The organism is Nostoc sp. (assembly GCF_036918245.1).
Lineage (GTDB): Bacteria > Cyanobacteriota > Cyanobacteriia > Cyanobacteriales > Nostocaceae > Nostoc.
Map to the genome: position 1 here is coordinate 219,721 of NZ_JBALEF010000043.1, position 18,744 is coordinate 238,464.

Consider the following 18,744-nt stretch of genomic DNA (forward strand, 5'->3'; position numbering starts at 1 on the left):
CCCTTTTTTCCAGATGCACACTAGCTACTCATAGAGCCTATTTTTTGGCTCACCTGAAACAAACAAAACCAAAACTAAACGCTGTACTATGTTCTAAAGCCAAAGTCATCCCGATCCAGCAATAAAATCAGCGTATTACAATATATACCCATTTGACAATTCCCAAATATTTTTGTTGTTGTCTATAATTTTGCCGCTTACCAGTTGCCGTATGTCTTACTATTAACTAGACATTACTGAAGTAATAACAGTAGCAACGTTCAGCTAGGATTAAATATCTTAATCCAGTTTTGATAACCAAAACTACCGTATATAGTGTGGTTAGAATTAGTTGGGAGTTAAAAAACTTGATCGCAGTGGCTTTAGCGTCTAAATCAATTAATGTGCGTCTAAAAGAGATAACTAGCCAATATATAGATTACCATATTTATTCAAAAATAAAGTCATGTTTCCTTTATATTTCCAAATAATTGGTTAGTTTAGACCTTGGGTAATAGTTTTCAAAAGTACCTAGTAAATTATGGTAAAAATGCCGAATTGTTGCCAATCAGAGATTAGCGTTCGCAGATTTTTCCGGGCTACTGTGTCACCAATACTTTTAACAGTACTGTACTTAACTACTACCTGTGCTACCAACGCCCAAGAGTCCCTAAAAACCACCAAATCAATACCCAGGTTAATCTCACAATCACCTGCACCTCCTTTAACAGGTGTAGCATCCTCTGGTAATCAAATTTCCCTCAATGGTCGTACTTTAGCAGGAACTTGGTTACAGCGGCCTGAAAAATCTGGCCAGGTGACAACCAATATCAGTGATGGGGCATTTAGGCAGTTAATTGGAGTAAATTTCTTAAACAGTAGTAATTCAGCGAAGCAACCAATACAGTGGTTTTCGTCGTTGACACAGCCATTAGTATTAGCTACCAGGCTAGTAGGGGCATATCGCTATCTGGATATCACTAATTTTGCTCAAACATCTGGATGGCAAATTCAAGCTAATGGCAACACTTTGCTGATTTCTACCCCAAAAACACAAATCACAAATATTGTTCAGAGTCAGGAACCTCCAGAAGCGAGTACTCCTTTGCAACAGGCTCGGATTCTTGTCGATTTAGATCGTCCCACTCCCTGGCAAGTTGCACAAGGGTCAGCGATCGCAAAACTGCAAACTCCATCTTCCGATCCAGATACGCCAACTCCCAAATCCACTGCACCGCCAAATAGACAGTGGACAATTACCCTGGATGGAATAGCCGACCCTGTTTTGATAGAACGCTATACTCCCCAGCTACCAGTAGCACCACCAACATTGCTGCCAAACCTGCTCAAACAACTATCACCAGCTACACCAACAGAACCAATACCACCAGCCCCTGAACCACTAATTCAAAAAGTGGAGGTGGTGAAAAACCAAACGATTATTAGTTTGGGCGTTCCCTTTGGTCTATCGCCTCAAGTTACTACTGTAGCTAACCCCAATCGCCTGATTATCGATATTCGACCCGATCCCTTAGAAGAACGAGATATTACTTGGGTCCCAGGATTGCGCTGGCGACAGCATTATGTCAACTTAGGCACAGAACGCTTTCCGATGGTCTGGTTAGAAGTTAATCCCCGCAAATTTGGGCTAACGTTTAAACCTATGTGGGCTAGTCCATCAGGGCTAGCCGGTACTGCTCCCTTAATTCAAACAGCACAACGTTACTTAGCAGTGGCTGGAATTAATGGTGGTTATTTTAACCGTAATAACAGATTGCCATTGGGTGCGATTCGTCGGGATAGTCAGTGGTTATCAGGCCCGATTCTTAACCGGGGTGCGATCGCTTGGAATGATTCAGGCCAATTTTACTTCGGTCGTCTTACCTTGGAAGAAACTTTAATTACGGCAAATGACCAGCGCCTACCAATTCTGTTTTTCAACAGTGGCTACGTCCAGAGCGGCATTGCTCGTTATACCACAGCTTGGGGATCAACTTACACACCTCTGACAGATAACGAAATTATCTTAGTGGTAGAAAAAGACCAAATTACTAATCAGTTACCAGGTGGTAAAGTTGGTGCGACAGCGGTTCCCATTCCCCAGGATGGCTACCTGCTAACTTTACGCGCTAACGCTACTAGTGCTGCCTCCCAGCTACCTATTGGAAGCGCAGTAAGTATTTCCAGCGCCACTATTCCAGCTGATTTTAGTCGTTATCCCTACATTATCGGTGCTGGGCCGCTATTAGTCCAAAATCGTCAAATTGTCCTTGATGCCAAAGGCGAAAAATTCAGTAATGCCTTTATTGCCGAAAAGGCTATTCGTAGCGGTATTTGCACAACGACAACAGGCACACTGATAATTACTGCCACACATAATCGTGTCGGCGGTTATGGGCCTAATTTGGCAGAACATGCCCAATTGATGCAACTAATGGGCTGTGTGGATGCTTTAAATTTGGATGGGGGTAGTTCTACCAGCCTTTATTTAGGAGGTCAACTACTCGATCGATCGCCCAGTACCGCTGCTCGTGTTCATAACGGAATTGGTATTTTCCTGCAACCACGAAAATCAGGGAATAGGGAATAGAGAAAAAACTCAATTACCAATCCCCAATCCCTAATCCCCAGTCACTTTTTAAAGTTTAGAACAAGCTGTCATTTTGCTTGATGAAGACTTGGTGTTGACATCAGAATTTTAGTAGTGATAGTTTACACCATAAGGTTTGATTTTGCTATGTTTATCAAAGTGCGACAAAATTGCTGATTTTTAAGGTTGCAAGATAGCGCCAGGTTTTTTTATCAATAATTAAGAGTACCAACGGTTTGTTATGTCTTCAAATGAGGTAACTATGGCTCGATATCAAGAAACTACACAGACTGAAACTCTACACCTCCCTCCAAACATAACTTCCAGGGGCGTTGCTGCAACTGAATTACGTCCTTGGGGTGCTTTTACAGTTTTGGAAGAAGGGCGCGGATACAAAATTAAGCGCATCGAAGTTAAGCCTGGACACCGCCTCAGTCTACAAATGCACCATCACCGCAGTGAACATTGGATTGTCGTCTCTGGTACAGCTAGAGTAGTTTGTGGTGAGAAAGAAGTACTACTGAGCAATAATGAGTCAACCTATGTACCCCAATGTACATCTCATCGTTTAGAGAATCCTGGCGTGATCCCCTTGGTATTGATTGAAGTCCAAAATGGCGAATACTTGGGAGAAGATGATATTATCCGCTACCAAGATGACTATGCCCGTACCAAAGATTAAAACCAAAAGAATGCTATTAAAGCTCTAATCCCAAAGCTGAATACATTTTTATGTAAACCGTCTTTGTAAACGAACTATTGCACCCCAGAAGTCCCTACCTTATTAAGGTGGGGACTGAAACATATTAGTGTTATAAATGTAGTAATAGCGATCGCGCTCATAGCTTCGGTGATTTGGAATTTTGCACAAGCAAAGGTCAACCCATCTGTAAAATGGAAGATGGGGTATTCAATTGCAAAAAACGAGTTCCATGATTCATCTGAGTCAAGCAGCCATAAGTGAGATTGGGCGAATTAAGTCCAAGCAGCCAAATGTCTTGTTTCGATTGGCAGTAAAACCAGGTGGTTGTTCCGGGTTCTTTTATGATATGTCCTTCGATGAAGCAATAAAAGTTGACGACCAGGTTTTCGACTTGGATGAGATTCAAGTAGTCATCGATGCCACAAGCTTAAATTACCTCAACGGTTTGAGAGTTGATTATTCAGAAGACCTAATGGGTGGTGGTTTTCGCTTCCACAATCCCCAGGCGATCGCTACCTGTGGCTGTGGCAATTCCTTCTCCTTGAGTCCTTAGTGATTGAACAATTAGTCAAAAAACAGATGTTCAATCACTAAGGAAAAATAACAATTGACATAAAGCCGTAAAAAAAGATATAATCAGGATTTGTTAAAACTTAGACCATAAGCAGCTTTACGCGCTGTAACTCATGCCAACAATACAGCAGCTAATACGAAATGAGCGCGAACAAGCGCGTCAGAAAACCAAGTCCCCTGCTCTGAAACAATGTCCCCAACGTCGGGGAGTTTGTACCAGAGTATACACGACCACACCAAAAAAGCCGAACTCAGCCCTACGCAAAGTAGCAAGAGTCAGACTTACCTCTGGATTTGAAGTCACAGCTTACATTCCAGGCATTGGTCACAACTTACAAGAACACTCAGTTGTGATGATTCGTGGCGGTCGGGTTAAGGATCTACCAGGCGTGAGATACCACATTATTCGTGGCACCCTAGATACAGCCGGAGTCAAAGACCGTAAGCAAGGCCGTTCCAAGTATGGAACCAAGCGTCCTAAAGAAGCGAAAAAATAGGATTAGGCGATTAATCGCATCCAACACGATTAATCGTCTACCTTAAAAACGCCCAAGGGCAAAAAAAGGATCGCCGTCTGTGTTTTAACAGTAGTTATGAAGGCTGCGAAAGTCTGTTTCAAAAAATCAAGCAAGCTACATCTACACTAAGCGAGCAAGTGTAGAAGTTCTGAGGAGGAGAATGCTGTAATCTACAGCTAATTTCTCATCTGAACATTAAAGTTTATAATCTTGTCGCCTTGAGTATTTCGTTGCAGGTAGCAAGTCAAACAAACAATTTTAGATTTTAGATTTGCGATAGCGTAGCGTTAGCGAGTTATCGAGCGTCTTTTGGATTGGTCGAACCCACAAGGGAATTAGGCTTACAGACTTTTGATTTGTTCAGATCCTTTGGATCGGAATATATACCGAAAACTTTTAATCCAAAATTCAAAATCCAAAATCAAGAATTGACATTAAATAAGTCAGCCTTGCTGCAACAGTCGAAAAAATTGAGGAAGTCTGAGGGTTGGGTTCTACCGCTTTTAGTTTCCGGTGTCTGATAGCATATAATTTCGTTGCCAATTCCGAATTAAAGGTGAAGTATGTCTCGTCGTGGTGTTATTCAAAGGCGCCCAGTTCCGTCTGACTCCGTATATAATAGTCGCCTTGTGAGCATGATTATCAGACGGATCATGCGTCATGGCAAAAAATCACTTGCTGCACGCATTGTTTATGATGCATTAAAAACTATTGAAGAACGCACTGGTGCTGGTGCCTTAGAAACCTTTGAAAGAGCAGTGCGAAATGCCACGCCTTTAGTAGAAGTCAAGGCTCGGCGAGTTGGTGGAGCAACCTACCAAGTACCAATGGAAGTGCGTACAGAACGGGGCACTACTTTAGCACTGCGTTGGTTAGTGCAATATTCCCGTTCAAGACCAGGTCGGACAATGGCCAGCAAATTGGCAAATGAGTTAATGGATGCTGCCAACGAAACTGGCAATGCCATTCGCAAACGCGAAGAAACGCACCGGATGGCGGAAGCTAACAAAGCATTCGCACACTATCGTTACTAAGTAAAAAAGCGATATACCGCTTTGGCAAGGCGATATATCGTGGATTTACAAAAGAAAGACGGTTTTCCGTAAAAGTATAGAATCTTAACAAAGAGTAATATACAAGATATCATGAGGCAAAAACTATAGGAGGTAGCTGTGGCACGCACGATCCCGCTAGAGAAAGTACGCAACATTGGTATTGCGGCGCATATAGATGCGGGCAAAACAACAACAACAGAGAGAATATTATTTTACTCTGGGATAATTCATAAAATTGGCGAAGTTCATGAAGGAACTGCCGTCACAGACTGGATGGAGCAGGAGCGGGAACGGGGAATTACCATTACTGCTGCTGCTATCAGTACCAGTTGGAAAGATCATCAAATTAACATTATCGATACTCCGGGTCACGTAGACTTCACAATTGAAGTTGAGCGTTCCATGCGCGTGTTAGATGGTGTAATCGCAGTATTTTGTTCTGTGGGCGGCGTGCAACCGCAGTCTGAGACAGTGTGGCGGCAAGCAGAACGCTACAAAGTTCCTCGGATAGCCTTTATCAACAAGATGGATCGCACCGGAGCGAACTTTTATAAGGTTCACGAGCAAATCCGCGATCGCTTGCGGGCGAATGCGATCGCCATTCAACTACCAATTGGTAGTGAAAACGACTTCCAAGGTATCGTTGACCTAGTACGGCAACGTGCGTATATTTACGCTAATGACCAAGGAACTGATATCCAGGAAACTGATATCCCGGAAGCATTGCAAGCGCAGGTAGACGAATTCCGCACCAAGCTAATAGAAGCTGCAGCAGAAACTGATGATGCTCTGATGACTAAGTACTTCGAGGGCGAAGAACTTACAGAACAGGAAGTTCGGACTGCCCTGCGTAAAGGCACAATTGCGGGGACAATTGTACCAGTACTTTGCGGTTCGGCATTCAAAAACAAAGGCGTACAGTTGATGCTGGATGCCGTTGTCGATTACTTGCCAGCGCCAAGTGAAGTACCGCCAATTCAAGGCTTACTGCCGAATGGCGATACTGTTGAGCGGCGGGCTGATGACAACGAACCCCTAGCAGCTCTGGCATTCAAGATTATGGCTGACCCTTACGGTCGCCTCACATTTGTTCGTGTTTATTCTGGTGTCCTGAAAAAGGGCAGCTACGTTCTCAACGCTAGTAAGAATAAAAAAGAACGGATTTCCCGCTTAGTTCTAATGAAAGCAGACGATCGGCAAGATGTCGATGAGCTGCGAGCGGGTGATTTGGGAGCAGCTTTGGGATTGAAAGACACCTTGACAGGTGACACGCTCTGTGATGATGGATCGCCAGTAATTCTGGAATCCCTATTCATTCCTGAGCCTGTGATCTCGGTGGCGGTTGAACCCAAAACTAAGAACGACATGGACAAGCTGTCCAAGGCTCTGCAATCTCTCTCAGAAGAAGACCCCACCTTCCGTGTCCGCGTCGATCCGGAAACAAACCAAACCGTGATCGCGGGAATGGGAGAACTACACCTAGAAATTCTAGTAGACCGGATGTTACGAGAATTCAAGGTGGAAGCGAATGTAGGTGCGCCGCAAGTAGCTTACCGGGAAACAATTCGGAAAGCTGTGAGCAAAATTGAGGGCAAATTCATCCGCCAAAGTGGTGGTAAAGGTCAATACGGTCACGTTGTGATCAATCTGGAGCCTGGAGAACCCGGTACTGGCTTTGAATTCGTCTCCAAAATTGCCGGCGGTACAGTACCTAAAGAGTACGTTGGCCCCGCAGAACAAGGAATGAAAGAAAGCTGTGAATCCGGTGTTCTAGCTGGATATCCGTTGATTGACGTGAAAGCGACGCTAATTGATGGGTCATACCACGATGTAGACTCTTCGGAAATGGCTTTCAAAATCGCCGGCTCAATGGCGATGAAAGAGGCTGTGCTGAAAGCTTCACCCGTCCTCTTAGAGCCTATGATGAAAGTTGAGGTTGAAGTTCCTGAAGACTATATCGGGAACGTTATTGGCGACCTCATCTCCCGCCGAGGGCAGATTGAAAGCCAAAGCACTGAACAGGGACTCGCTAAGGTCGCATCCAAAGTTCCACTAGCGACCATGTTTGGCTACGCCACTGATATCCGTTCAAAGACGCAAGGTCGGGGTATCTTCACGATGGAGTTCAGCCACTACGAAGAGGTGCCTCGCAGCGTAGCTGAAACTATCATTGCAAAAAGCAAAGGGAACGCTTAGTTAAAATAAGGAAATGAGCATTCATGGCACGCGCAAAGTTTGAAAGGAATAAACCCCACATTAATATCGGTACAGTTGGCCACGTTGACCACGGTAAAACTACCTTGACAGCAGCCATCACCATGACCTTGGCCGCTATGGGTCAGGCTGTAGCTAAGGGCTACGACCAAATTGATAATGCGCCAGAAGAAAAGGCACGGGGTATTACCATCAATACTGCTCACGTAGAGTATGAAACTACAAGTCGGCACTATGCTCACGTAGACTGTCCAGGACACGCTGACTATGTGAAGAACATGATCACCGGTGCTGCCCAGATGGACGGAGGTATCCTCGTAGTTGCTGCTACCGATGGTCCTATGCCCCAAACCCGTGAACACATTCTGTTGGCAAAACAGGTTGGTGTTCCCAGTCTGGTTGTCTTCTTGAACAAAGAAGACTTGATGGATGACCCAGAACTCCTGGAACTAGTGGAACTAGAACTGAGAGAACTGTTAAGCAGCTATGATTTCCCTGGTGATGATATCCCTATTATCAAAGGCTCTGGTCTGCAAGCTCTGGAAGCAATGACTAAGAACCCCAAGACCCAACGAGGAGAAAATCCTTGGGTAGACAAAATCTATGAACTGATGGATGCTGTAGATTCTTACATTCCAACTCCTGAGCGGGATGTTGATAAACCCTTCCTGATGGCTGTAGAAGACGTGTTCTCAATCACAGGTCGTGGTACTGTAGCCACTGGTCGGATTGAACGGGGTGTAGTCAAAGTTGGCGATAACGTTGAACTAGTGGGTATCAGAGATACTCGCGCTACTACCGTAACTGGTATTGAAATGTTCAAGAAGAGTCTTGAGCAAGGGATGGCTGGAGATAACGCTGGCGTACTACTCCGGGGTATCCAGAAGGCTGATATTGAACGGGGTATGGTAATTGCCAAACCAGGTTCAATTAAACCTCATAATGAATTTGAAGGTGAAGTGTACGTCCTAACAGAAAAAGAAGGTGGTCGTAAGACTCCATTTTTCGCTGGCTACCGTCCCCAATTCTACGTGCGGACAACTGATGTAACTGGTACCATCAAAGCCTACACTTCCGATGATGGCAAAGAAGTAGAAATGGTGATGCCAGGCGATCGCATCAAGATGACAGTAGAATTGATCAACGCGATCGCGATTGAACAAGGAATGCGCTTCGCTATTCGCGAAGGTGGTCGCACCATCGGTGCTGGTGTCGTCTCCAAAATTATCAAGTAGCACCTTTTTGCTCATAACAAAGGAGCAGAGATGGTATTTATTTTGCCTCTCTGCTCCTTTCTCTTCCCTCTATAAATAAGGTAATAGGTTACAGGGGACAGGTGATAGTTTTCTGTAACCGATAACTTGTAACCTTTAACCTGTAAATATTCCCCTAACTACGCAGAACCTGGAAAATTAAAGATGGCAACTCTACAGCAGCAGAAGATTAGAATCCGGTTACAAGCCTTTGACAGGCGCTTATTAGATACATCTTGCGAGAAGATTGTAGACACGGCTAACCGCACCAACGCTACAGCTATAGGCCCAATTCCTTTACCAACAAAACGCCGGATCTATTGTGTGCTGCGATCGCCCCACGTAGATAAAGATTCACGGGAGCACTTTGAAACCCGTACTCATCGCCGGATTATTGACATTTACCAGCCCTCTTCTAAGACTATTGATGCCCTGATGAAATTGGATCTACCATCGGGCGTAGATATTGAAGTCAAACTTTAATTTAGTCATTAGTCATTAGTCATTTGTCATTAACAAAGCACGAAGGACAAAAGACAAATGACATTAGTATGAATATTTACACAGCCCTGAAGAAATATATCTCAGGGCTTTTATTTAGCTAGAAAACAAATGATAGAATGTAGATAAAGTACGGGAAAAGCAGAGAAAAAGAAATTTTAAAGATTAAGTTTATACCAAAGTAACAATGACATCATCTTCTAAAATTGCAGTTCGCGAACTACCTCTGTTCCCGTTACCCGAAGTAGTTCTGTTTCCTACCAGGCCATTACCCCTGCACATCTTTGAATTTCGCTACCGAATCATGATGAACACGATTTTGGAGAGCGATCGCAGGTTCGGTGTTTTGATGTTTGATCCAGTCAAAGGTACAATTGCAAACACTGGTTGCTGTGCCGAAATCATTCATCACCAACGGCTGCCAGACGATCGGATTAAGATGATGACTTTAGGGCAGCAAAGATTTCGTGTCTTAGAGTATGTTCGTGAAAAGCCATACCGCGTTGGCTTAGTTGAATGGATTGAAGACCAACCACCCACTAAAGATTTGCGACCTTTATCAACTGAAGTAGAACAACTACTGCGAGATGTTGTACGTCTATCAGCCAAATTAACCGAACAAAATATCGAACTGCCAGAAGATTTGCCCGATCTACCAACAGAGTTATCTTATTGGGTAGCCAGTAATCTTTATGGTGTCGCCGCAGAGCAGCAATTATTGTTAGAAATGCAAGATACTGTAACTCGTCTAGAGCGGGAAGCAGAAATTTTAACTTCTACTCGGAATCACTTGGCAGCTCGCGCTGTTCTCAAAGACACATTTAATCAAAAGTAAGGAGTTAAGACTCAAGTAAGAGCGCTGATCGGCAAAACATTGTAAGCGCCAAGAATTTTTAAAATCTCTGTGTGGATAGTTAATTCTGCTAAAGCAGATTGCATTCGTGCATCCTTGGCATCTGCTTCTAAATCCATGAAAAACAAGTATTCGCCTAGCGATCGCTTCGTCGGACGAGATTCAATCCGACTGAGGTTAATTCCTAGTTGAGCAAATATTTGCAAAGGTTTTACCAATGCTCCGGGTGTGTTGGCAGGCATACTAAAAGCCAGTGATGTGTGACTAGCAGGTGCTTTTGTTGCCTGGTATGCAGCGTCCATTTCACCCTGACTTACCACCCAAAAACGAGTAAAGTTTTCTGGATTGTCGTTGATACCACTAGCAAGTATCGGCAGGTTGTAGAGTTGAGCTGCTCTACTAGAAGCGATCGCTGCCGTTGTTGTATCTTGCTCCAATCGCTGTAGTGCTTCGGTTGTGGAATTGCTGGGAATAATCTGTACTGTTGAGAGAAACCGCTCTAACCATCCCTGACATTGTGCCAAAGCTTGCGGGTGGGAGTAAACAGTTTTAATCGCATCTAAATTAGACGCGCAGGAAATTAACGTATGGGCAATGGGTAATACCAAAGCCAACTGAATTCGCAAATTGTCCAACTGCCATAGTGTATCCATTGTTGTAGTTACACTTCCTTCAATAGAATTTTCTACTGGCACAACAGCCAACTGCGCTTGACCATTCGCAACGGCGTGCAGTGATTGGGAAATGCTGGGATAGGGGCATAATCTAGCTTCAATTCCCGTACTTTTGCTCAACCAGTTGACATAAAAAATAGTTGCTTGTTCTGCATAAGTGCCGGGAGGCCCTAAATGTGCGATCGATAAAGTCATGCTTTTAGCCTTGAGTTGCGAGTTTAATGCGTAAACAGAGATTATGATATTTTGGTTTGGCAAATATATCCAACATCCACTCTTACTAAACACTGTTATCTCTAAAATTTATGCACTAAAGCGATAGAACGAAATATGTATCTAGAAAAACAAGTTATGGAAATCAGTCTTCTAGCAGATAAATTTCCTTGCAGTTTTTTTGCTAAATCTCTCTGAAGATTTAAGAGCAATGATATTGGTTTCCACCCAAATAAATAAGCATATTCTTGATTTTGTGTCAAGAGTTAAATACTAATCTATATTTATTGAACTAAAGATAGAATGAGCCTACCAATTTTTTGCTAATGATGTATAGCTGATAAGCAACAATCGTTTTTAGAGTCAATAAATTTTCTACTTTTCTAATAACCAGAACTAAGTTGTTAAAAAATATTAAAATTAAGAAACAGATATTTTTATCAGCTCATGGCTACCCGGTTTACTGCCTCTCAATCGGTTGAAATCGCTGTTCCAGAGCAGCCTATTCCCATTCAGCACTACTTGCGTCAGCCTCAACGTCTGGTTAAGGCTTTGGTTGACAATAGCCGGATTCAGCAACTTTCTGAAGAAGTATTTCGCTTGAAAATGCGTCCGCTGATTTTTATGTCACTGAGTATTCAACCAACTGTAGACATGAGAGTCTGGGCTGAATCAAATGGAATAATTTATTTGCGATCGCTAAACTGTGAAATTTTAGGTTTCGAGTATATTAACCAGCGCTTTGCTCTCAATTTAAAAGGGTATTTGTCTCCCAAAGAGTTTAGCACTGGCACTCGCCTGCAAGGAAAAGCTGATTTAGAAGTGCTGGTGGATTTCCCACCGCCATTTTCCTTCACTCCTAAGCCGATTTTAGAAGCTACTGGCAATGGTTTGCTCAAAAGCGTGCTGTTGTCGGTCAAGCAACGTTTATTAAATCAACTTTTGACGGATTATCGTTACTGGGTAATATCACAAACCAAAGATAAAGGACTTGACAGTGATACTACTGAATTCCCAATCCTGAATGCTGAGTAATTATTTAATCACTCACTACTCAGACCTTTGATTTGGCAAGGACGAAAAGACTGACGGTGTAGGGGCGAGGGCCCGTATTGTTGCAAAGCCAGCAAATGCCGCTGGCTACCATAACCCTTGTTACACTCCAGATTGTACATAGGGTATTTTAGTGCTAAACGCATTATCAATTCGTCACGCCAAACTTTAGCAACAATACTAGCAGAGGCAATAGCGAGCGATCGCTCGTCCCCTTTAAGTATTGTTTGTTGCGGCAATCGCAAATCTTTGATTGACTGATTGCCATCAACCAAGCAAAGTGCAGGCTGTTCCTTTAACTTCAGCACAGCCCGCCTCATTGCTAACAGCGTTGCTTGCAAAATATTTATCTTGTCAATTTCGGCAGTAGAAGCAAACCCAATTTTCCAGTCTATAGCTAGCTCACAAATTTGCTGCGCTAGCTGAGTTCTCCGAGAACTAGACAACTTTTTACTGTCTTTAATTTTGGCTGCTATCAGTATTGGCAAAGCGCAATCTGGTAGGATCACTGCTGCCGCCACCACAGGGCCAAACAGAGCGCCTCGCCCTACTTCATCCACACCTGCAACCAACCCTGGAATCCCTGACAAGGTAGAAAACTCCAGCCAAGTGGATTGTTCCAAAGGCGTTGGCGATGTTTCTACCATAAAGTAAATTAATTATCCTCGATCGCTGAAGAACGACGGCGGCGGCGACGGCTGGCAGTGGCGCTGCTACTAGCTTCGCTTTCATCTGCGATTTCGTTCGCGGCTGCGGCTTTCGCAGACAAGCGTCCCGAAGGATTCACAGTCAACTCCGATGGTTCAGTGGTCTCTTCGATCAAAGATTTTTGTTCTGGCTCAATAACTTTTGGTGTCGGTATTTTGCTTGCAGTTATTTCAGGTGTTGCCTTTTGGGCAATAGTAATTATTTCAGGTGTTGCTTTTTGGACAATAGTTGATTCTGAGGTTGATTCAATTGGGGTCGTTGGCTGTTGACCGGGCTGAATCACATTAATAATCACAGACTTGGTATTTTTAACCTCTTGCTCTAACTTCACCAAGGGAGATATTCCCATCAAGGCAAATATATCCTGTTCTTGGAGGCTCATTTCTACAGTTCTAATCTCCGGTGGTTCTACCACTGGCTTAACTGGTTCTGCCTTGATAATTTTAGTGCGCTCTACTCTTTCACTCCAGCCTGGTTTACCAAGGGTGGGTGAGGGAATTTCTGGCGCAACTCCTAGTTCTGGTTCTATATCCAGGTCTAAATCTGGCTCGTTAACAAAAGCCAGGGGGTTGGGAACAATTCGAGATTCATCTTTCCCGTTTAACCCATTAACACCAATTCGACTACGGCGAGTCCGGGTACGACGCTTATCATTAAGTTCTTGATAACTAGGATGATTGATCAGATTGAGGTTGCTCAATTCTGAGTCGCCGTCAAATGCTTCCCCAAATCCATCATAGGTTTCTCGTGGTTCTGGGATGCGGGCAGATGGCTGACGTGGTTCTCGGTGAGGCAAGGATACAAAACGCTCGCGCTCTGGTGTCTCTGCCGGTATCGGTAATCGGTTTTCGATTTCTCCAGGCAGACGCACGGTATGTCCTAAACCGCCACAGGTGGGGCAAGTTTCACCAAACAATTCGTAAATATTTTGACCCTGACGCTTGCGGGTCAGTTCTACTAAACCCAGTTCGGTAAGTTGGGCAATCTGAGGACGAGCTTTATCTGCTTTGAGTGCTTTATTAAAGTGTTCGAGAACTTGTAGTTGGTCGCGTCGCAATTCCATATCGATAAAATCAACGACGATCACCCCGGCGATATTTCGCAGACGCAACTGGCGAGCAATTTCTGTTGCGGCTTCGCAGTTTGTCCACAAAACTGTTTCTCTAGCTGTTGCCGATCGCGTGAAGGAACCTGAGTTAACATCGATTACGGTTAATGCCTCCGTCGGCTCAATGATAATGTAACCGCCAGAAGGTAGGTCTACTCTCGGTTTCAGAGCTTCTCGAATCGCAGCAGTGATGCGGAAGTACTCTAAAATTGGGGAGCGATCGCGATGATGATCAATCAACAATCCCTGCGGTGTTTGACCGCCACTCCAATTCTGCAAGTACTGTTTGACGCGCTTTAAACCAGTACTAGAATCTACGACAATCCGATTGACATCCGCACCGTACATATCCCGCAATACGCGCTGGATAAAGTCATCATCTCGGTTGAGTAGTGCTGGAGCACGGGTGGAATGGGCTTCCTGCTGAATCGCCTCCCATTGCTTTTGCAGCAACTCCAAATCTTCCATAATCGCTTCTTCGGGTTTGCCTTCTGCTTCTGTACGCACAAGCAAACCCATTCCCGCAGGCTTGACCAAAATCGCCAGCGCTCGTAAGCGGTTGCGCTCACTTTCACTTTTAATCCGTCGGGATAAATTTACGCCCCGACCATAGGGCATCAGTACTACGTAGCGTCCGGGTAAGGTAATATTACCCGTGAGTCTAGGTCCTTTCGTCCCCGTTGGCTCTTTCATTACTTGCACCAAAACTTTCTGTTGTGGTGCTAGTAGTTCTGTAATTGCCGCGGCGGTACGCTTGAGCTTCAATGGCCCCAAGTCGGTGACGTGAATAAAACCGTTGCGCTCTGGATCGCCAATATTGACAAAAGCCGCATCTATCCCAGGTAATACGTTTTCTACTACTCCTAAGTAGATATCACCTATTTGATGATGACCTGTAGCAACAACAAGTTCCTGTATTTGATCTTCAGAAAAAACCGCAGCAATTTGGTGCTGCTCCGCGATGATAATTTGTTTTGGCATTCAATTTCCTCAAAAATTGGCAGCACTTACAGGTTTGAGGTTTGTTGTATCAAGTCCGGTTAATTACTTAATAATTCAAAACTACCTGCGTCTCCGCGTCAGTTTTAATTACCAGTGCTTCTCGGTTTGATATTATACTTTCGCTGCCCTCGCAACCCTCAAAAGGCGCTACTGAATAATAAAAATCGCAAATCTGAGCTTCTAAGTTAAATAGCTATTGGCGCTCTTAAGAGCGCTTATACAGCTGATTATTCCAGAACTGCTGCATATCGTTTAAGCAATTAAATCAACCGTCCGTGGTTGATTTGTGATCCAATACCCTCAATCAAGAGAGTTCTGAGTTGAAAGTTCTAAATCCTGAGTGAGCATTTTAACTCAGGATGCTTTATTTGAGAGTAACCTACTGAATTCGTTAAGAAAAAGAAACTATTTCTATTTTCCATTCCCCGGATTTATCTTAGGGTTATACTTAGCTGCGCCAGTTGCTAACCTGCCTTGAGCCGCTCTAGCCTAAGACAAGCAGCGCTTTGCGCGTCTCGTAAACGTCTACAAGTCGGCATAACCGACAGAGGTTGCTTTAACTCTAAAAAAGTAATGCACTAGCTCTTGGGCACTACCTGGATTAGACATTCAGCAGTTGTTTAAAAGCATGGATTTAGAGAAGCTAACCGAGCCTGCTGTTAGTTACTGATTCACAAGGTAGCTATAGAGAGAGTGTGCATTCTTTAATCTGCTTTTTGTTTGTCTAGGATAAAATCCTAGAAGTTGCACTCTAATATCTTTGCTTTCGCCCCCTGAATACCAGGGTCGTGAACCAGCTAATTCAATGCAGCGCCAGAAAATTTCTCTTCACCCTATTCTAACGCAACCTTGCTAAAAATCTAATTCCTGTGAGCTGCCATCTTAGGACAACTACTAGCAAGTTGCCCTACAGGGATTATACCCCTAAAATTAACCGATTGCGGTGGATGTGCAGGAGTTGAAATTCTACACCAGCCACTGTCTCTAGCATAAACAGGATTTGTTCGGGACGCAACAGCAAACCGTCCTGGCGATAGCTACCTAGATAACGGATTACAGATGACATAGATTCTGCAACGCTTTTGTGGGTTTCTACTAATTCCAGTTCAAATAAGCGATCGCGCAGATTTATTAACTGGCTCTTGCCTGATTTAGTTATTTGCTCGTACCAAAGTTCCTCTTTTGCTTTGATTGTATCAATCCAGTTTTGCCATTGTATGGGTGTTGTTTCTGTAAGTGCTGCTACAGTAATCAAATACTCTGCGGTCTCTAGCAGTTGGGTAGCGGCACTAGCTTTTAAATCTATTTGCTCCACATTATATATAGGTATGTCTGTGGGCATTTCATCAGCCAACTTTTCTCGGAAAGTATCAACTTCCACTGGTACAGTTAACTCAAAATCTGCAATTTCACCAGTGCTAGTAGCCCCCAGAGCCAAAGCAGTTGCTAGGGAAATCCGCGGCATTGGGTGAAAACCACCAGTAAAAGCAATTGGTAAGCCTGCTCGCCGCACAACTCGGTCAAATAGACGGATTAAATCAAGATGGCTCATCAAAGCCATATTACCTTGTTTCCCAAACCAAACTCGCAGTCTTTGCCCCTTAGTTGTGTTGGGGACAAACTCGCCAGCAAATTTTGGGATGGCAGGTGATTCAATCACGATATTATGCCCAAAGTCAGTGCCACAGACGCCACAATGAGAACAACCTTCAAAAGAGCAGTCGGGTACAATTGCAGCTTCTAGAGCGCGTTGCAAGTCTTCTTGGAGCCACTTTTTGTCAATCCCGGTATCAATATGATCCCAAGGTAGGGGAATATCAAGGGAATGAGTGCTGTTAGCGGATAGCTCAGGTTTAGCCCGTGCTGTTAGCGGATAGCTAAAGTTTAGCCCGTGCTGAGTGCTGAGTGAGGAGTTAGGAGTTAGAAGTTGGGTATTCTCCTCTGCTTCTCTGCCCTTTTGCGCTTCTGCGTGAAACAAATTCCATTCGCCATTTTCTACTTGGCGGTATTTCCAATCTAAATCGGCTTGGGCGATCGCAGTCTCCCAAGCAATAAAAGCCCGATCTAAATTTTCATACCAGGAATCCATACCTGCACCCAATTCCCAGGCACGGCGGACTACTTTGCTCAAATTGCGATCGCCTCGTCCCACAAAATCTTCCATTGCCGAAATGCGGACATCGGTAAAATTTACCTTTACTGCCTTTATTCGACGGAATTCTTGCCGCAACAGGTTTTGTTTGCGCTTAAATTCAGTGGTAGAAACTGAGTGCCACTGGAATGGTGTATGTGGCTTGGGCGTAAAGTTAGAAATTGTCAGGTTAAAGTTTAGGGGTTTTCTACCCTTACCCCGACATTCTCGCTGTAGCCAGCTTACTGTTTCCGCAATGCCCACAACGTCAGCATCCGTTTCACCCGGCAAGCCAATCATAAAATACAACTTTATTTTATCCCAGCCTTGCTCCCAAGCGGTTTTTACTCCCCGCAACAATTCTTCATTCGTCAACCCCTTATTCACAATGTCTCGCATCCGCTGAGTTCCAGCTTCTGGAGCAAAAGTTAGTCCACCTTGCCGCGTACCTCCCAGGATATTGGCAATATTTTCATCAAATCTGTCTACCCGTTGGCTTGGTAAAGTCAGAGAAATGTTTTCATTTTTTAAGCGATTTTTGATTTCCATCCCCACTGCTGGTAAGGATAAATAATCAGAACAACTTAGAGATAGTAGGGAAAACTCATTGTAACCAGTTGCCCGCATTCCCTGTTCAATTGCTTCTACAACCTTATCAGGCTCTACATCCCGTGCTGGTCTAGTCAGCATTCCTGGTTGACAGAAGCGACAGCCACGAGTGCAACCACGCCGAATCTCAATGGTCAAGCGGTCATGAACCGTTTCCACATAGGGAACTAACCCGATGGAATATGCTGGTATAGGAGTTGCAACCCGTCGCAGAATTCGTTTTGGCACGTCAGGGCGACGAGGGTGAACTGAGCCATCCTCTGCCATGTCGTAAAACTGAGGGACATATACGCCTGGTATCTGTGCTAAATCCAGTAACAGATGTTCCCGACTCAATCCTGCTTGTTTGCCTTCTTCCAACACCAAACCAATTTCTGGCAGAAGTTCCTCTCCATCTCCAAGGGCGATAAAGTCAAAGAAGTCAGCATAAGGCTCAGGATTTGATGTCGCTGTTTGCCCACCAGCAAAAATCAACGGAAAGGATGACTGGGTATCGCTAGATTTCCTGCCTCCCTGCCCCTCTGCTTCTCGGTCATTGAGCGTAGCCGTTCGCGCAGCGTCTCGTAGAGAAGTGCTGTTTCCCTGCCTTTCTCGCCATGTCAAGGGAATTCCTGCCAAATCCAACATTTCGAGGATATTAGTTGCACCCAGTTCGTAACTAAGGCTAAAGCCTAAAATGTCGAATTCAGTCAGCGATCGCTTTGACTCTACCGCAAACAATGGCGTATCAGTTTCGCGTAGTTTGGCTGCCAGGTCTTTTCCTGGGAGGTAGGCGCGATCGCACAATTGACGCGGTTGGGCATTCAAGATGTTATAAAGGATGATGTGCCCTAAATTAGATGCACCGACTTCATATACTTCTGGGTAGGTTAAAACCCAGCGTATTGCTGCCGTCTCCCAAGGTTTGTGTACTGCTAACAGCTCGTTACCCAGGTAACGGGCTGGTTTTAAAATATCCGACGTTATTAATCTTTCAACTGCAACAACCACTGTGCTATCTTCTAGCT

The 18,744-nt window shown here is 44.3% G+C and carries 14 protein-coding genes; 10 read left to right on the plus strand and 4 right to left on the minus strand.

Going from position 1 to position 18,744, the window contains the following annotated elements:
* The first annotated feature begins 529 nt into the window (after positions 1 to 529).
* The 9 genes from V7L12_RS10860 (at position 530) to V7L12_RS10900 (ending at position 10,221) form a co-directional block, all read left to right on the plus strand.
* On the plus strand, positions 530 to 2,569 hold the full coding sequence (locus V7L12_RS10860) for a phosphodiester glycosidase family protein (RefSeq protein WP_335084436.1): 2,040 nt from the start codon (positions 530 to 532) through the stop codon (positions 2,567 to 2,569).
* A 262-nt stretch (positions 2,570 to 2,831) separates the two neighbouring features.
* Positions 2,832 to 3,251, plus strand: a complete 420-nt coding sequence (locus V7L12_RS10865) for a cupin domain-containing protein (protein ID WP_104907515.1) — start codon at positions 2,832 to 2,834, stop codon at positions 3,249 to 3,251.
* A 250-nt stretch (positions 3,252 to 3,501) separates the two neighbouring features.
* On the plus strand, positions 3,502 to 3,825 hold the full coding sequence (locus V7L12_RS10870) for a HesB/IscA family protein (RefSeq protein ID WP_335084437.1): 324 nt from the start codon (positions 3,502 to 3,504) through the stop codon (positions 3,823 to 3,825).
* A gap of 133 nt (positions 3,826 to 3,958) precedes the next feature.
* Positions 3,959 to 4,342, plus strand: coding sequence for a 30S ribosomal protein S12 (rpsL, locus tag V7L12_RS10875; protein WP_012410236.1), 384 nt, complete (start codon positions 3,959 to 3,961; stop codon positions 4,340 to 4,342).
* Between the two features lie 584 nt (positions 4,343 to 4,926).
* A complete protein-coding gene (gene rpsG / locus V7L12_RS10880) occupies positions 4,927 to 5,397 on the plus strand; it encodes a 30S ribosomal protein S7 (protein WP_069070112.1) in 471 nt (156 codons plus the stop codon).
* A 138-nt stretch (positions 5,398 to 5,535) separates the two neighbouring features.
* The gene (fusA, locus tag V7L12_RS10885; RefSeq protein ID WP_335084314.1) at positions 5,536 to 7,614 is read left to right on the plus strand and encodes an elongation factor G; all 2,079 of its coding nucleotides are present in this window, start codon (positions 5,536 to 5,538) and stop codon (positions 7,612 to 7,614) included.
* A gap of 23 nt (positions 7,615 to 7,637) precedes the next feature.
* The gene (tuf, locus tag V7L12_RS10890; RefSeq protein ID WP_335084315.1) at positions 7,638 to 8,867 is read left to right on the plus strand and encodes an elongation factor Tu; all 1,230 of its coding nucleotides are present in this window, start codon (positions 7,638 to 7,640) and stop codon (positions 8,865 to 8,867) included.
* Between the two features lie 183 nt (positions 8,868 to 9,050).
* A complete protein-coding gene (rpsJ, locus tag V7L12_RS10895; RefSeq protein ID WP_008232935.1) occupies positions 9,051 to 9,368 on the plus strand; it encodes a 30S ribosomal protein S10 in 318 nt (105 codons plus the stop codon).
* Positions 9,369 to 9,573: 205 nt separating this feature from the next.
* A complete protein-coding gene (locus tag V7L12_RS10900; RefSeq protein ID WP_335084316.1) occupies positions 9,574 to 10,221 on the plus strand; it encodes an LON peptidase substrate-binding domain-containing protein in 648 nt (215 codons plus the stop codon).
* A gap of 11 nt (positions 10,222 to 10,232) precedes the next feature.
* Here the strand turns inward: V7L12_RS10900 and pheA are convergent, their stop codons facing one another.
* Positions 10,233 to 11,108, minus strand: coding sequence for a prephenate dehydratase (gene pheA / locus V7L12_RS10905; protein WP_335084317.1), 876 nt, complete (start codon positions 11,106 to 11,108; stop codon positions 10,233 to 10,235).
* A 465-nt stretch (positions 11,109 to 11,573) separates the two neighbouring features.
* Here pheA and V7L12_RS10910 point away from each other — a divergent pair, with 465 nt between their 5' ends.
* Entirely contained in the window at positions 11,574 to 12,161 is a 588-nt protein-coding gene (locus V7L12_RS10910) for a DUF1997 domain-containing protein (RefSeq protein ID WP_335084318.1), read from the plus strand.
* Between the two features lie 8 nt (positions 12,162 to 12,169).
* Here the strand turns inward: V7L12_RS10910 and V7L12_RS10915 are convergent, their stop codons facing one another.
* The 3 genes from V7L12_RS10915 to V7L12_RS10925 all read right to left on the minus strand — a co-directional run bounded on the left by V7L12_RS10915 (position 12,170) and on the right by V7L12_RS10925 (position 18,727).
* Positions 12,170 to 12,826 (minus strand): ribonuclease HII, encoded by a 657-nt coding sequence (locus tag V7L12_RS10915; protein ID WP_335084319.1) that lies wholly within the window; start codon positions 12,824 to 12,826, stop codon positions 12,170 to 12,172.
* 8 nt (positions 12,827 to 12,834) lie between these two features.
* Entirely contained in the window at positions 12,835 to 14,976 is a 2,142-nt protein-coding gene (locus V7L12_RS10920) for an Rne/Rng family ribonuclease (RefSeq protein ID WP_335084320.1), read from the minus strand.
* Between the two features lie 937 nt (positions 14,977 to 15,913).
* Positions 15,914 to 18,727, minus strand: a complete 2,814-nt coding sequence (locus V7L12_RS10925; RefSeq protein ID WP_335084321.1) for a TIGR03936 family radical SAM-associated protein — start codon at positions 18,725 to 18,727, stop codon at positions 15,914 to 15,916.
* Between the last annotated feature and the right edge of the window lie 17 nt (positions 18,728 to 18,744).

Bases quoted from the DNA above. Each gene is read 5' to 3' on its own strand.
- V7L12_RS10860 (WP_335084436.1), top strand. From the start codon at position 530: ATGCCGAATTGTTGCCAATCAGAGATTAGCGTTCGCAGATTTTTCCGG.
- V7L12_RS10865 (WP_104907515.1), top strand. From the start codon at position 2,832: ATGGCTCGATATCAAGAAACTACACAGACTGAAACTCTACACCTCCCT.
- V7L12_RS10870 (WP_335084437.1), top strand. From the start codon at position 3,502: ATGATTCATCTGAGTCAAGCAGCCATAAGTGAGATTGGGCGAATTAAG.
- rpsL (WP_012410236.1), top strand. From the start codon at position 3,959: ATGCCAACAATACAGCAGCTAATACGAAATGAGCGCGAACAAGCGCGT.
- rpsG (WP_069070112.1), top strand. From the start codon at position 4,927: ATGTCTCGTCGTGGTGTTATTCAAAGGCGCCCAGTTCCGTCTGACTCC.
- tuf (WP_335084315.1), top strand. From the start codon at position 7,638: ATGGCACGCGCAAAGTTTGAAAGGAATAAACCCCACATTAATATCGGT.
- rpsJ (WP_008232935.1), top strand. From the start codon at position 9,051: ATGGCAACTCTACAGCAGCAGAAGATTAGAATCCGGTTACAAGCCTTT.
- V7L12_RS10900 (WP_335084316.1), top strand. From the start codon at position 9,574: ATGACATCATCTTCTAAAATTGCAGTTCGCGAACTACCTCTGTTCCCG.
- pheA (WP_335084317.1), bottom strand. From the start codon at position 11,108: ATGACTTTATCGATCGCACATTTAGGGCCTCCCGGCACTTATGCAGAA.
- V7L12_RS10910 (WP_335084318.1), top strand. From the start codon at position 11,574: ATGGCTACCCGGTTTACTGCCTCTCAATCGGTTGAAATCGCTGTTCCA.
- V7L12_RS10915 (WP_335084319.1), bottom strand. From the start codon at position 12,826: ATGGTAGAAACATCGCCAACGCCTTTGGAACAATCCACTTGGCTGGAG.
- V7L12_RS10920 (WP_335084320.1), bottom strand. From the start codon at position 14,976: ATGCCAAAACAAATTATCATCGCGGAGCAGCACCAAATTGCTGCGGTT.